Annotated in this window: 15 protein-coding genes; 5 read left to right on the top strand and 10 right to left on the bottom strand. The window is 37.5% G+C overall.

The window, feature by feature from the left end; all coding sequences use genetic code 11:
* The first annotated feature begins 8 nt into the window (after nt 1-8).
* The 5 genes from ABD005_RS12850 (at nt 9) to ABD005_RS12830 (ending at nt 4223) form a co-directional block, all read left to right on the top strand.
* Entirely contained in the window at nt 9-1025 is a 1017-nt protein-coding gene (locus ABD005_RS12850; RefSeq protein ID WP_343817880.1) for an IS110 family RNA-guided transposase, read from the top strand.
* Nucleotides 1026-1326: 301 nt separating this feature from the next.
* Complete coding sequence (locus tag ABD005_RS12845; protein ID WP_343817878.1) at nt 1327-1479, top strand: hypothetical protein; 153 nt, start codon at nt 1327-1329, stop codon at nt 1477-1479.
* Nucleotides 1480-1616: 137 nt separating this feature from the next.
* The gene (locus ABD005_RS12840; protein ID WP_343817877.1) at nt 1617-2279 is read left to right on the top strand and encodes a LysE family translocator; all 663 of its coding nucleotides are present in this window, start codon (nt 1617-1619) and stop codon (nt 2277-2279) included.
* 162 nt (nt 2280-2441) lie between these two features.
* On the top strand, nt 2442-3296 hold the full coding sequence (locus ABD005_RS12835; protein ID WP_215979590.1) for a hypothetical protein: 855 nt from the start codon (nt 2442-2444) through the stop codon (nt 3294-3296).
* Nucleotides 3297-3317: 21 nt separating this feature from the next.
* Nucleotides 3318-4223, top strand: a complete 906-nt coding sequence (locus ABD005_RS12830; RefSeq protein WP_252738841.1) for a glucosaminidase domain-containing protein — start codon at nt 3318-3320, stop codon at nt 4221-4223.
* Nucleotides 4224-4287: 64 nt separating this feature from the next.
* Here the strand turns inward: ABD005_RS12830 and ttcA are convergent, their stop codons facing one another.
* The 10 genes from ttcA to ccoO all read right to left on the bottom strand — a co-directional run bounded on the left by ttcA (nt 4288) and on the right by ccoO (nt 13503).
* A complete protein-coding gene (gene ttcA, locus ABD005_RS12825) occupies nt 4288-5214 on the bottom strand; it encodes a tRNA 2-thiocytidine(32) synthetase TtcA (RefSeq protein WP_343817875.1) in 927 nt (308 codons plus the stop codon).
* Nucleotides 5215-5557: 343 nt separating this feature from the next.
* Nucleotides 5558-6502 carry a universal stress protein UspE gene (uspE, locus tag ABD005_RS12820; protein ID WP_343817874.1) on the bottom strand — a complete coding sequence of 315 codons (945 nt, stop codon included), beginning with the start codon at nt 6500-6502 and terminating at the stop codon, nt 5558-5560.
* A 153-nt stretch (nt 6503-6655) separates the two neighbouring features.
* Nucleotides 6656-7375 (bottom strand): fumarate/nitrate reduction transcriptional regulator Fnr, encoded by a 720-nt coding sequence (fnr, locus tag ABD005_RS12815; RefSeq protein WP_215979586.1) that lies wholly within the window; start codon nt 7373-7375, stop codon nt 6656-6658.
* A gap of 56 nt (nt 7376-7431) precedes the next feature.
* Complete coding sequence (locus ABD005_RS12810) at nt 7432-8151, bottom strand: sulfite exporter TauE/SafE family protein (protein WP_343817873.1); 720 nt, start codon at nt 8149-8151, stop codon at nt 7432-7434.
* A complete protein-coding gene (gene ccoS, locus ABD005_RS12805; RefSeq protein WP_343817871.1) occupies nt 8151-8399 on the bottom strand; it encodes a cbb3-type cytochrome oxidase assembly protein CcoS in 249 nt (82 codons plus the stop codon). The genes ABD005_RS12810 and ccoS overlap by 1 nt, the downstream gene beginning before the upstream one ends.
* A 33-nt stretch (nt 8400-8432) precedes the next feature.
* The gene (locus ABD005_RS12800) at nt 8433-10862 is read right to left on the bottom strand and encodes a heavy metal translocating P-type ATPase (protein ID WP_343817869.1); all 2430 of its coding nucleotides are present in this window, start codon (nt 10860-10862) and stop codon (nt 8433-8435) included.
* Between the two features lie 58 nt (nt 10863-10920).
* Nucleotides 10921-11415, bottom strand: a complete 495-nt coding sequence (locus ABD005_RS12795) for a FixH family protein (protein ID WP_343817868.1) — start codon at nt 11413-11415, stop codon at nt 10921-10923.
* Nucleotides 11416-11585: 170 nt separating this feature from the next.
* A complete protein-coding gene (locus ABD005_RS12790) occupies nt 11586-12626 on the bottom strand; it encodes a c-type cytochrome (RefSeq protein WP_215979581.1) in 1041 nt (346 codons plus the stop codon).
* Entirely contained in the window at nt 12619-12825 is a 207-nt protein-coding gene (locus tag ABD005_RS12785) for a cbb3-type cytochrome oxidase subunit 3 (protein ID WP_343817865.1), read from the bottom strand. The genes ABD005_RS12790 and ABD005_RS12785 overlap by 8 nt, the downstream gene beginning before the upstream one ends.
* A gap of 33 nt (nt 12826-12858) precedes the next feature.
* Nucleotides 12859-13503 carry a cytochrome-c oxidase, cbb3-type subunit II gene (gene ccoO, locus ABD005_RS12780; protein WP_215979579.1) on the bottom strand — a complete coding sequence of 215 codons (645 nt, stop codon included), beginning with the start codon at nt 13501-13503 and terminating at the stop codon, nt 12859-12861.
* Nucleotides 13504-13508 lie beyond the last annotated feature (5 nt).

The raw sequence follows: 13508 nt of genomic DNA, 5'->3' as shown, positions 1-13508 counted from the left end.
GCCCATACATGTTTAATTGTAATGTGATTGCGATTGATTTAGCAAAAAATTTATTTCAGGTTTGTAAGACAGATAAAAACGGTAAGGTTATTTATAACAAAGCAATCTCCAGAGCTAAACTCAAAGAATTACTAATTAAAGAGAAAAAATCTTTAGTTGCTATGGAATCATGTAGCGGTACACATTATTGGGCACGCTTTGCCAAGCAAGCGGGTCATTATGTAAAAAGTATCAATGCGAGACAGGTTAAAGCGTTTAGGCAAGGCCAGAAGACAGACGCTAATGATGCACTCGCTATTTCTGTTGCGGCTCGCCAGTCTCATATAAAAGAAAGTCGTTTACTTTCAGTGCAAGAGCAATGTCTACAAGGAATGGAATGCATGCGGGATTTATTAGTTAAGCAAAAAGTCAGCTTAAGTAATCAACTTCGCGCTTTATTACTTGAATTAGGACATGCCATTGCCCAGGGTGATGCTAAGTTAATACAAGCTATTCCTGAGATACTTGAAGATGCTGAAAATGAATTAACACATACTTTTCGCTTTTCAATACAGGTCATTTTTCGACGTTTTATTGATACCATAGAAGAAGTTAAGCTGATTGAAGAGAAGCTACGAGAAATCGTTAAAGAAGACCAAATCTGCACTCGTTTACAAGCATTAGAAGGTGTGGGCCCTGTCTGTGCTATTTTAATGAAAATAGCTTTAGGTAACACCACACATTTCAAAAATGGTAGGGAAGCTGCGGCCTGTTTTGGCTTAACGCCAGTACAACATAGTAGCGGTGGTAAAGAAAAAGTAGGCTCAATATCGAAAGTGGTAGGAAGCAAGAAGCTGCGTAGTGCTTTGTATAAAGGTGCATTAGCTGTTGTTTGCCAATTAGAAAAAAGAGAAAGCCGTAGCCAAAAAGATATCTGGTTAAGAGAATTAACCGTTCGTCGAGGTAAAAAAGTAGCGGCGATAGCGTTGGCTAATAAAACGGTAAGAACAGCTTTTGCATTGCTAAAGCACAATAAAGAGTATTAGCCACAATTACTTGTGGCTTAGATTTGTCAAAAAGAGCGTTTAAAATAGGTAAGACCAACCTTCAAGAGACTGTTAGGGGCTGAAGTTTATAAAACTGCTCAACAGAAAAGTCATGAAGGTGCGAAAACATCAGAGGCCAGAGGTAGCACCTCAATTTGAGCCCGTATATAAGCTAGCATCTAATTTATTTTAAATATTCTCTGTTTGACATCAACGGGGAGTCCATATAAGCCCCTAGTTAAGTATGAATTTTTATTTTTCATACAATAGTTGCTCAAATCATGTTTGTAGAGGTGTTGAGATGAAAGCAAGCTATTGTGGGAAAACCTATCAATTTGATTCATTTGATGAAACGTGGCGTTTTTATCGTCAAATACTTAACGCGTTAAAGCAAGTAAATAATCCTAAAGTTATTCATGAAGAGAGTCGTGCATCTGACCCTGTTCATTTGTGATTTATTACTATTTTTATGATGCGCAAAAAGAGTTAAATAAAATGATAAGTTGTTATTTTAAAGATTAATTACGTCTTTATTGGCTTCTCAGGTAGAATACCCTTTTATTTTTAGCCTATTTTTGAGTGACGGGGTGTATGGGGTATTTTGAACAATTTTTAGTTATTGTTGTTGTGCATTTTCTTGCTGTAGCCAGCCCAGGTCCTGACTTTGCTATTGTGCTAAAACAAAGCATTCGTTATAACCGTAAAGTTGCCATGTATACCAGTTTAGGTATTGCTGCAGGTATTATTTTACATGTGACTTATTCATTAGTCGGTATTGGGTTACTTATTGCGAGTGATGAGCGCTTATTTACGGCATTAAAGTATATCGCTGCTGCTTATTTTTGTTATATCGCTTGGCATTGTATTCGTGCTGAAAAACCAGCAGAAGTAATGCAAGAAGATAAGTTAACTCAAAAAGAGCTAACGCATCCAGCGGATGTAGAGCAACCGCCATCCGCTAAAAAGGCTTTCTTTACTGGCTTTTTAATTAACGGTTTAAATGTTAAGGCAACGTTGTTTTTTGTTAGTTTATTCTCAGTGGTTATTGCGCCTGACACACCATTAGGTATCAAATTAATTTATGGGCTTTATTTGGTGATCGCTACGGGTAGCTGGTTTTGCTTTTTGTCGTATTTATTAACACAAGATAAAGTGAGAAAGTTACTTGCTCGTAAAGGCTATTTATTCGATAGACTGATGGGGGTAGTGCTTTTTATACTTGCCATACAGTTAGTGTTAAGTGATTTAAGTTAGTACAATGTACTTAGTGTGTATGTATGATAGATATTGATATTATTGAATAAAGCTTACGCGCATATACAATATGTTGCTGGTAAAATGTGTTTTATTAATCATAGGCACGTTACTAGCGCTGTTTTTGGTTAAGCTGTTTTGGGTTAAATAAGGTTAGTTACATTGTCAGAAAAAAATAGTAAAGAGTTAGAATGCTCCCTGTTGAAAAATGCATTAACGGGTAATTATATCGTTGATGTTAATGCGATATTTAAAGAAGCATGGCAGAAAACATTACAGAGTAGAATGTCAATTAATATCGGTCTATGTTTTATTTTATTACTTGGTACGTTAGTTTCGTTAACTGCTAGTAATTTGATGGGCGGCATTGAAGCGGTATTAAAAGATCAAAACGCGATGAGTATTCTAAATATCGTAGTTACCATTGTTATTTGGCCATTTCTTGCTGGTGTTGAAATGATGGGGGTTTTGCATGCTCGCGGACAAGAAACACGCGCTATTATGGTGTTTTCTTTCTTGCAACGTGGTAGCTGGGTTGCTTTATGCGCATTGTTAACATCGATATTAGTTGGCTTAGGTTTTCAATTATATATGGTGCCCGGTATCATTTTAGCCGTGCTTTTATCATTAACGATTCCATTGGTTGTTGATAAAAAACTCTCGCCATTAGCAGCAATAAAAGTGTCTGTTTTGTCATTGCGTTTCAAGTTCTTTCAAATATTTAGATTGTATTTATTTTTGTTTATAGCATTACTTGTTTTGGCTATGCCAGTGGCATTGTTGGCTGATTCGGCGATTGGACCTGTTGCTATTATGTTATTTTTGTTTGGTATGACGTTTTTAGCACCGTTGTATTATAACGTTAAAGGTATACTCTACCGTGAGATATTTGCGGTAAAGACTAAAGATAGAGAAGATAATGTTAACTCAAGGGAGTTAAACTCTTCTACACCAGAGTCAACTAAAGCTTCTGATTCGGATGACTCAAACGGCTCAAACGGTACGTTTTCAGCTTAAAAATATTTAAAGGAGTTTATATTGATTAAGTTATTTTTGTGGTTAAGCTTTTTGGCCTTTTTGGTGGTAACACTGTTAGCACCTTTCACTTTTTTAGTGCCGGATAATGCTGAAAGTAGTTTAGCAAAAAGGCTTATAGCAGAGCAGCAAAGTCAAGACAAAGAACGACAAAAAAGTCGTGAAAATAAAAAAACAGTTAAAAAAGTGGTAGAGCAACCGTTACATAATGTCGATTTACCAGACTTTGCTGCCATTGCAGATGTCTCAACTAAAAAGGCACAATTCTTTGACTTTATTACCCCTGCGATTGTTGCTCAAAATGAGCGTATTTTAGCAACCCGCACTAAGCTAGAGTATTGGCTTGAACAAATGACCTTAGAATTAGGGTTAACAGAGCAAGAAGAGGCTGAGTTACAAATATTAGCGAAGCGTTATCGATTAAAAAAGTCACGCTCAAATTTGCAAAAAGTAAATGAGTTATTAGTACGTGTTGATATTATTCCTTTACCACTGGTTTTGGTGCAAGCGGCAAATGAGTCGGCATGGGGCACTTCTCGTTTTTCTCGAATTGGATTAAACTTTTTTGGTATTTGGTGTTACGAGCCAGATTGTGGCATGGTGCCTAATGGGCGTAACAAAGGAGCAAAGCATGAGGTTGCAGCATTTGATAGTGTAGATGATGCAGTAAGAGGATATTTTAGAAATATAAATACCCACAATGCTTATCAAGTATTTAGAACGATTAGAGCGCAGTTAAGAGCGAATAACGAGCCTATTGCACCTGAAATATTAGCGACAGGGTTGTTACCTTACTCGGAGCGAGGTGCAGACTATGTGTTAGATATTACTGACATGTTGCGTCACAATCAGCGCTTTTTTGAAGATGAAACAACTTACTTTGATAATACAACGAGTTATAGTGAATAACAGATAAAAGTATGAGCTTAACCCAATATTGATTAAATAAAGGGTTAGGCTTTTTTTATAGCTGTTATTGCACTTCAATAATAGTTAATTGCTCGGTTTTATTCGTGGGCATTTTAGTCTCTTTAGCGCTTCCATTAAAGTTCAATTCAGGCTCGTCAAAAGCAGTATCACCACCATTAATTACTCCCGAATTACTGTTAATATCACTAAAGTTAAATAGCTCATTGTCACATAAATGTGATGGTACAACGTTTTGCATTGCGGTAAACATTGACTCAATACGGCCCGGAAACTCTTGGTGCCAATCGTTAAGCATTTTCTTAATATTCTGACGCTGCATATTCGGTTGCGACCCACATAAATTACAAGGAATGATAGGGAAGTGTTTTAATGCCGCATATTGAATTAGCTCACTTTCTTTACAAAAGGCTAATGGTCTAATAACAACATGCTCACCATTATCAGACACTAATTTAGCTGGCATCGCTTTCATTTTACCGCCGTAAAACATGTTAAGCATTAAGGTTTCAATCATGTCGTCACGATGATGCCCTAATGCAACCTTAGTCGCGCCAATATTTTTCGCTACTTTATATAATATTGCGCGTCGTAAACGAGAGCAAAGACTACAGGTTGTTTTCCCTTCAGGAACTTTCTCTTTAACAATACCGTAAGTGTCTTCTTCAACAATATGGTACTCAATACCTAGCTCGTTGAGATATTGAGGTAATATATGCTCAGGAAACCCAGGTTGCTTTTGATCAAGGTTAACCGCAACAATATCAAAGTGAATAGGCGCAGATTCTTTAAGTAACATCAGAATACTTAACATTGCATAGCTGTCTTTACCCCCAGATAAACACACCATGACCTTATCACCGTCTTCAATCATATTGTATTGGGATATGGCTTGACCCACATGGCGTCGAAGCTTTTTTTCTAGCTTCATTAATTGTGTTTTTTGCAAGGCAGATAAAGGCGTATTAGACATGGGGATCAGTATTAATTCTACAAGTTGTTAATTGTCGCGCATTATACGCTTTATCGTAAAAAAGTAAAAATTGATCGTTTAGCTTTACCTTAGTTACAGTAAACTTACCGAATAGTTAATAAGGTATTTTATTATTTTTATGATTATTGATTGTGTAGGACTACAAGTTATCACTAATAATACGACTGGTGTTCGGTATAACTTATTGATTATTAAATTGTTATGATAGGTGAAAGTAGATTTGTCAGTAAATAATATGCGTATAAGTTAGATAAGTAGACTTTTGTAGCTCAAAGTGAGTACTTGATGAGCTACGTATAGTATATGTGATTGGCTGTTTACTTTAGTTAGCCAGCGGAGAAATATAACCGTCAGGTTTTAACGCTAATACATCACAGTTTAACTGATCAATCACATGTTCAGCGGTATTACCAATCAACGCTGCCGATATGCCAGTACGACCAATGGTTCCTAAAACAACTAATTCAGCATCTAGTTTTCGGGCAAACTCTTCAATAACCGTTTCTGGTAAGCCTTCACCAATATGAGTGTTTGTTAATTCAACACCAAATTGTTCAGCATGTGTGTTCATGGCTTCTTGGTGATGCTTTAGCATGACTGCATTGTATTCGGTGGCATCAAACTCAGGAACTTCAATAGCGATATTAATTGGGGTGCCAGGGTAAGAGTTGACTAAGTGTAAATTACCGTCAACCACAGCTGTTAGTTGTTTAGCTTGCTTTGTTATTTTGCTATTGAGTGAGCTATGTTCGCTCTCATCACTACCAATATTAAGAGCTGCTAGAATATTACCATTTTTTGGCCACTCGTGATCTTTGACTAATAATACCGGGCATGGACATTTTCTCAGGATATGCCAATCAGTAGGTGTAAAGACTACTGATTTAAATTTATCATGTTGATGAGTTCCTTTAATAACCAGATCAAAGTTGTGCTCAATTACTTGATTGATAATGGCTTCGTAAGGCCTGTTATGCCATACGACTTTGCTAGTTACTTGCGTATTAGGCGCTATTTCGGCGATAATTTCATCTAACCATTTTTGTTTCTCATCGATAACCATTTGACGCATAGAGTCGCGTTCGTTATGAGATAGTATTGTTGTCATCTCATAGGAAAAATCAAAAATGCTGAAAAAAGCAGTAATATTAATGGCTGTATTGTTATTTTTATGAATACGTGAGGCTAGATCTACAGCTCGCTTTAAGGCTTTTTGCTCATCAGTTGTTGGGTCGATAATAACCAGTATATTTTGATACATTTCCATGGTAAACCTCTCGTTAATAAAAGTAATTCATAATTACTTTATAGCAAAATTGAGGAGTGAATGCTTGATTTAAATTAAGATATTATGAATTGATTTCATTAAACACCGAGATAAACGGAGCTATCTCGGTGGGGGAGGAAAAGCTATAACTAATTAAATTTCTGCGACGTCAGACAAGGCGTCAATATCTACAATAGTAATTAATTTACCGTCTACTTTGATTAAGTTACTTTTATGAAAACGATTAAGTAAACGACTAATCGTTTCAACAGTTAAGCCAATATAATTACCAATATCGCTACGAGTCATGGTTAACCTAAATTCAGTTGCTGATAATCCTCGCGAATGATAGCGCTCACTTAAGGTCACTAAAAAAGTAGCTACACGTTGCTCAGCGTTTTTTCTATTAAGTAAGGTTAACATTGCCTGATCGGTTTTAATTTCATTACTCATTAGACGTAATACCTGCTTTTTCAACTTAGGCATAGTGTTAGAGAGCTGATCAAGGTTATTATAAGGGATTTCACAGACCATCGAAGTTTCAAGCGCCTGAGCAAAGCTAGGGTGACAGCTTTCTGCAATGGCATCAAAACCCAGTAAATCTCCTGCTAAATGAAAACCTGTTATTTGTTCTTCGCCTTGCTCATTAACCGTAAATGTTTTGAAAGTCCCTGAACGAATAGCAAATAAGGCGTGTAATTGTTGTCCGTCATGAAAAATTTTATCGCCTTTATGAATAGGACGTTTTCTATCGATAATGTCATCAAGGCTATTTAACTCTTGCTCATTCAGTGAAAAAGGTAAACATAATTCACTAATACTGCAGTTTTGACACTTAATGTGTTGTATACCGGGGCAATTTTTACTTGGCATAATAGATAATAACTCTTAATTTAAAGGACTGTAATATCGACCGTGCTGATAGGGTATTAGAACATTAATTGATATGCAACAGTTAAACTATAACAGCCATATAATATTAGAGAAATTGCCATTGTTTTCTTGAAGTTAGCATTAAGCAAAAGGCTTTTAAAGCTATTAATACCTAGAGACAGTGCTATGAGCGCAGGCAAAGTACCTAAACCAAAAAATAACATTATTCCTGCTCCTGTTAGGCTACTTCCGCTAGCTAATGACCAGGTGAGGGTTGAATAAACTAGCCCACAAGGTAACCAACCCCATAAAGCCCCTAAACCTAAAGCTTGTTTGGTGCTATTGACGGGAATGACATACTTAGCTAATGGTGACAAATAACGCCATAAATACTTCCCAAGCGCTTCTACTCTGTTTAACCACATTAACCATTGACCTAAATATAAGCCGAGTAGAATTAAAAATATGGCGGCAACCATGCGCAACCCCCCAAGGGGAACACCGATACTTTTTGCAGCTAATGAGCCACTAAAGCCGACAATCGCGCCAATCAAGGTGTAGCTGGCAATACGGCCAATATGATATGAAAATATTAAAGACGTGTTATTGCTTGATTTTGTCGGGTAGGTCTGCTGTTCAGTGATAGCAATATCACCTTGTTGTTTAGGTTTTTCAGTAGCCGACGTTAGCATGGTAGTAATACCCCCACACATGGCTAAACAGTGACCTGAGCCTAGTAAACCAACAATAAAAGCTGATAGTAAATCGGTTAGCATTACTTCTTTACATCAGCGCTTGAATTATTGGTGGGGTTTGTAGCTAGAGGTGCAGCGTTAGCTTTTGCTGCTATATTGCTATCACTCGGCGCTGATTTTTCTTGATCTTTTTGCTGGCTATCATCATTAAACAAGATGCTCATACCTTGTTTTTCTAAATCATCAAATTGCTCTGTTTTAACTGCCCAGAAAAAAAGATAAATCCCTAATGCGGTTAGAATCGCCGCAACTGGAATTAAAATATACATTATACTCATCACTAAACCCTCGGTGTTTACTAATTACTTTTTCAACAAGCGAAGTGAATTAGTTATGACTAAAATAGAGCTGGTTGACATACCAATGACTGCCATGTAGGGCGTGATATAACCCGCTACGGCCAATGGTAGTACAATAGCATTATATCCAAACGCCCATAAGTAGTTTTGAATAATAATTCGACGGGTTTTATGACCCACCTTTATTAGCGTATTGATGCTACTTAACTTATTATTAAGTAAAATAACATCAGCACCACTTTTAGTAATATCGGCGCCACAACCCATCGCAATAGATACATGCGCTGCGCCAAATACAGGTGAGTCGTTAACGCCATCACCGGTCATGGCAACATTAAATTTTTCATTTTGCTGAGCTTGCTGAATTTTATGCATTTTATCTTGAGCACTAAGCGAGCCTTCAACAGAGCTTAGCGGTAACACCGTTGCTAACTTATCACAGGCTTGTTGACTATCACCAGATAGCAGCATAGTGCGGCCAGTTTTATTAAGCGCTTCAATAACAGCATTCGCATCGTCACGAATTTGATCGACCAAATAAAATGAGGCGATAACTTGGTTGTTTTTAATTAATGTACAATTTGCATCTTGATGATTGCTTATCGCTTGTTGTGCATTTTCATCTAATTGTGAAATAGCCCAACCACTTTTACCAATAGTGTAATGATCAGCATCAATATCACCGCTAACCCCTTTACCTGAGTGCACAGTAATATTTTGAGCTTGAATTGAGAAGTCACGATGGGCGGTAAATGGCTTCGCAATGGGATGCTCAGAGTGTGCCTCTAATGCCGCAGCAATAGCAAGCACATTCTCTTTAGTATATTCGCCATTAACTTCCACGCGGTTTATTTGAAACTCGCCTGTGGTTAAAGTCCCTGTTTTATCAAAAGCAAAGCAATTTAATTGTGGTACGGCTTCCATTACATGCCCACCTTTGATCATAATGCCGTCTTTATTAAGACGTGTTGTTGCACAAGTTAATCCTGTAGGTGTTGCTAAGGAAAGGGCGCAAGGGCAGGTTGCCACTAATACTGATAAGGTAATCCAAAACGCTTCTTCTGGTAGATGTTGATGCCAATATAGCGCGGTACAAATAGAGGTGATTAAAATCAGCGCAACAAAAAACTGAGCTATTTTATCTGACAGTTGCGCCAGTTTAGGTTTATGCGCTTGGGATTGCTCACTTAATCGAATCAATTGGCTTAAAAACGAATGGCTGGTAGGCTGTTTGACTTGCACGGTAATATTGCCATCACCATTAATGGTGCCGGCAAAAACGTTATCAGTGACGGATTTACTAATTGGTAATTGCTCACCGGAGAGCATGGCTTCATTAAGCTGGCTTGAGCCTGAAACAATAACGCCATCAGCAGGAACCACTTCGCCTGGTTTGATTAATACATGATCATCAACGACTAATTGTTTCGCTGCAATAAGTTCTTCTTCATAGGTGTTATGACCTGCTGGTGAAGTGATAGTCGTTAGTTTTGTCGCAGTCATTGGCATTAGTTTTAATAAGTTGGCAGATACTTGCGCTGCGCGTGATCGGGCTCTAAATTCGAGAAACTTACCAATGAGCAGTAAAAAGGTAAACATACTGACAGATTCAAAGTAAACTTCACCTTGTCTGGTAATAGTCGCCCATGCGCTGGCGGTAAAGGCGAGTATTATAGCAATGGAAACGGGGACATCCATTGAGAGCCGTTTCATTTTTATGGCGTTAAACGCACCCGTATAAAATGGAAAGGCGCCATAAATTATAATTGGTGTGGTTAATATAAAGCAAACCCAGCGGAAATAGTGTTTATGATCTTCTGACATGTCAGAAAATGCACCAAAATATAAACCCGTGGCAATCATCATCACCTGCATCATTAAAATGCCACTGATGCCTAAGCGTTTAATAAAGGCTTTGCTTTGTTTTTTATTACGTAACTCGGCTTCATTCGCTTTAAAAGGGAGAGCGTGGTAACCAATGTTTTCAATAGCGGTTAAAATATCGCTTAAGTTGAGTTCTGCATGACGCCATTTAACAGTAGCACGCTGTGTAGTCGCATTCACACTAATACTGACCAAGCCTGACAATTTATCAAGTTGCATTTCAATTAACCAAGCACAAGCTGCACAGCTAATACCATCAATGGTTAAAATAGCTTCTTTGGTGTCATTATCTTGATAAATAAACTCGTTTTGTAATGCCGCTTCATCAAGTAGTTTATTTTTTTGTAATTGTTCAGGAATGAGCGATTGTCCCTTATTGGCAGGCTCAGTTCGTACTGAATAATATTGAGTTAAGCCATTATCAACAATGGTTTGCGCTACTGCTTGGCAACCAATACAACACATTGGCTGTTCGGTGTTATTAATAGTAACCAAAAGGCTTATACCCGAAGGTACAGCCTCGTTACAATGAAAACATTTTAGAGTCATGGCTTAAAATCTATTAAAATAAAACACTAGCAGGATGTATAAATAATGGTAGTAATTGTTACTGCACTTTCGTTGGATCAGGAATCAATTCAATAAAGTCACTTTGTGGTAAGCCAATAGTGTCTTGAATTTTCCATTTATTCTCAAATGAACTGAGTGTGATTTTCCACTTACCATTAATAGGCTCTTCAAAATAGTGTCTGAAATTACCATTAGCATCAGGTGTTAATGTGAGTTTGAAATCATGTGCTTCTAATGTTGGGTGAACAAAGTCAATGTTTAATAGCGGGAAAGTTTTTTCAATACCCGTTGGTTTGATAATTAAATTATTACCCTCGGTTCTTAGCGCAAAACGCATACCAAGCTTTTGCGCAAGTTTAACTTTAGATACTTGAAAGTTAATCGCTTTACCTTTTTTATAATAATCACCGACAACTACCGTATCAGGATTACTATTTGCGATAATATAAAATGTTGTTCCTGAAATTAAAGAAACAAACGGTAGGCCAAAAACTAACCACGCCCAAGGCTCACGATACCAAGAAGTTTTCATTTGATTTGCTTATTTTAAGAGTGTGTAAAGTGGCGATATTATAACTTTTTTATTGCTGAACAGCTAGGATATGATAGATAAATACATATAAAAAAAGCCCTTGTTTACAATTAGTAACAAGGGCTTTTTATGTTAATTAATTACTGATTTATAAGAAATTAATTAAACAGTTAGTCTTGAGAAAGGCTATACACATATGCACTGATCACGTGAACTTTCTCTTCGCCAAGAATATCTTTCCATGGCGGCATTATACCAGCACGACCATTGCGAATTGATTCTTCAACGGCACGTTTAGAGCCACCATATAACCAAATGTTGTCAGATAAGTTTGGTGCGCCCATTGGTGTACCCATAGCTAAGCTACCTTCACCATTAGGGCCATGACATGCTGCACACATCGCAAACTTAGCTTTACCAGCTTTGGCTAATTCAGGGTCAATTGAGCGACCACTTAAACTAATGACATAAGCAGCAACTTCTTTAACGCCTTGGTCGCCACCTAGTGCGCTTTCCCAAGCCATCATGCCTGTTGCAATACGACCTTCCATTACCGTATGTTTGATCGCTTCTGGTGTTCCACCATATAACCAGTCTTTATCCGCTAAGTTAGGGAAACCAGTGGTACCGTGAGCATCAGAGCCGTGACATTGTGCACAGTTTTGAATAAATAAACGTTGACCTACTTTAAGGGCTTCTTTTGCTTGTAACAAATCACTTTGTTCAGCCGTTAATTCACCTTTAGTGTCAAAGTCTATTTCAACATTTTTAGCACTGGCTAAATCTTCAATACTACGTTGTGCGTAAGCGGCAAAGATAGGACCATATTTAGCTTCAGCAGCTGCCATTTCACGGTCATATTGTACTAATACGCCAGAGTCTTTTTCTAAATACTCTAATGTTTTTGCTTTTGATTCAGCAATATTTAAAATACCTTGGTTAGAGCTTTTCCAACCTAAAAGGCCAGTCCAGTTACCTAAACCGTATAGTGCAATATAGCCAAATGCCCAAACAATAGTGAGTAAGAAAAACGTACTCCACCACTTAGGTAGCGGGTTGTTTAACTCTTCAATGCCATCAAAGGTATGTCCCATAGACTCACCTTCTTCAACACCTGCAAAGTTCTTTAAGCACATACGTAGTAAGAAAAAACACCCTACTAATGTGCCAAGGCTAAGAACCCAAACCCATATATTCCAGAAGCTAGACATTATTATTAGTCTCCTGTTTGCTATCTTTATCAAGATGGCTTTGTTTAGTTACTTTTGTATTTTTATCTTCTTCAAAAATAGAATTCGCTATATCGTCAAACGATTCTTTACGTTTTTTTGAATAAGACCAAACCACAATAATAATAAATAACGCCAATATAAGGAGGGCAATTAACCCTCTAAGAGTACCGTAATCCATTGTTTTTTCCTTTTCTAAAGGCTTAACTCATGGCTACTTCAATGCATGACCTAGTGATTGCAAATAAGCAACCAAGGCTTCCATTTCAGTTTTACCCTTTACTGCTTCAGCAGCGCCATCAATTTCAGCTTGGCTGTATAATGGAATAGGGTTGCCATTTTCATCTTTATGACTACGGTTGCGTGTTAACCAGTTAAATGTTTCTAATTTTTTAGCGGTTAGCTCACCATCTAAGGTGTTTTCAGCTAGCCATTTGAAACCAGGCATGTTTGATTCTGGCACAACAGAACGCGGGTCAATTAAATGGGCAATATGCCAATCGTCACTATAACGACCACCAACACGTGCTAAGTCAGGACCCGTACGTTTTGAACCCCATAAGAATGGATGTTCCCATACGTGCTCACCTGCAACACTGTAGTGACCATAGCGCTCAGTTTCTGCACGTAATGGACGAATCATTTGGCTGTGACAATTGTTACAGCCTTCACGAATATAAATATCACGACCTTCCATTTGTAATGCAGTATAAGGTTTTAAGTTATCTACTGGCGTCGTGGTTTCTTTTTGAAAGAATAATGGCGTAATTTCAACTAATCCACCGATGCTGATCGCAAAAGCTGTGAATAGGAAGAACAAGCCAACATTTTTTTCTACTTTTTCATGTGAGTTTTTCATGTTGG

The sequence above is a fragment of the Colwellia asteriadis genome, from assembly GCF_039523295.1.
Lineage (GTDB): Bacteria > Pseudomonadota > Gammaproteobacteria > Enterobacterales > Alteromonadaceae > Colwellia > Colwellia asteriadis.
Note: the sequence above shows the minus strand (reverse complement) of the source record. Positions and strands in the feature narration are given on the sequence as shown.

Coding starts and splice junctions, on each gene's coding strand:
- ABD005_RS12790 (WP_215979581.1), bottom strand. CDS start 12,626: ATGTCTAGCTTCTGGAATATATGGGTTTGGGTTCTTAGCCTTGGCACA.
- uspE (WP_343817874.1), bottom strand. CDS start 6,502: ATGGAAATGTATCAAAATATACTGGTTATTATCGACCCAACAACTGAT.
- ABD005_RS12800 (WP_343817869.1), bottom strand. CDS start 10,862: ATGACTCTAAAATGTTTTCATTGTAACGAGGCTGTACCTTCGGGTATA.
- ccoS (WP_343817871.1), bottom strand. CDS start 8,399: ATGTATATTTTAATTCCAGTTGCGGCGATTCTAACCGCATTAGGGATT.
- ABD005_RS12850 (WP_343817880.1), top strand. CDS start 9: ATGTTTAATTGTAATGTGATTGCGATTGATTTAGCAAAAAATTTATTT.
- fnr (WP_215979586.1), bottom strand. CDS start 7,375: ATGCCAAGTAAAAATTGCCCCGGTATACAACACATTAAGTGTCAAAAC.
- ABD005_RS12795 (WP_343817868.1), bottom strand. CDS start 11,415: ATGAAAACTTCTTGGTATCGTGAGCCTTGGGCGTGGTTAGTTTTTGGC.
- ABD005_RS12810 (WP_343817873.1), bottom strand. CDS start 8,151: ATGCTAACCGATTTACTATCAGCTTTTATTGTTGGTTTACTAGGCTCA.
- ABD005_RS12785 (WP_343817865.1), bottom strand. CDS start 12,825: ATGGATTACGGTACTCTTAGAGGGTTAATTGCCCTCCTTATATTGGCG.
- ttcA (WP_343817875.1), bottom strand. CDS start 5,214: ATGTCTAATACGCCTTTATCTGCCTTGCAAAAAACACAATTAATGAAG.
- ccoO (WP_215979579.1), bottom strand. CDS start 13,503: ATGAAAAACTCACATGAAAAAGTAGAAAAAAATGTTGGCTTGTTCTTC.
- ABD005_RS12840 (WP_343817877.1), top strand. CDS start 1,617: ATGGGGTATTTTGAACAATTTTTAGTTATTGTTGTTGTGCATTTTCTT.
- ABD005_RS12845 (WP_343817878.1), top strand. CDS start 1,327: ATGAAAGCAAGCTATTGTGGGAAAACCTATCAATTTGATTCATTTGAT.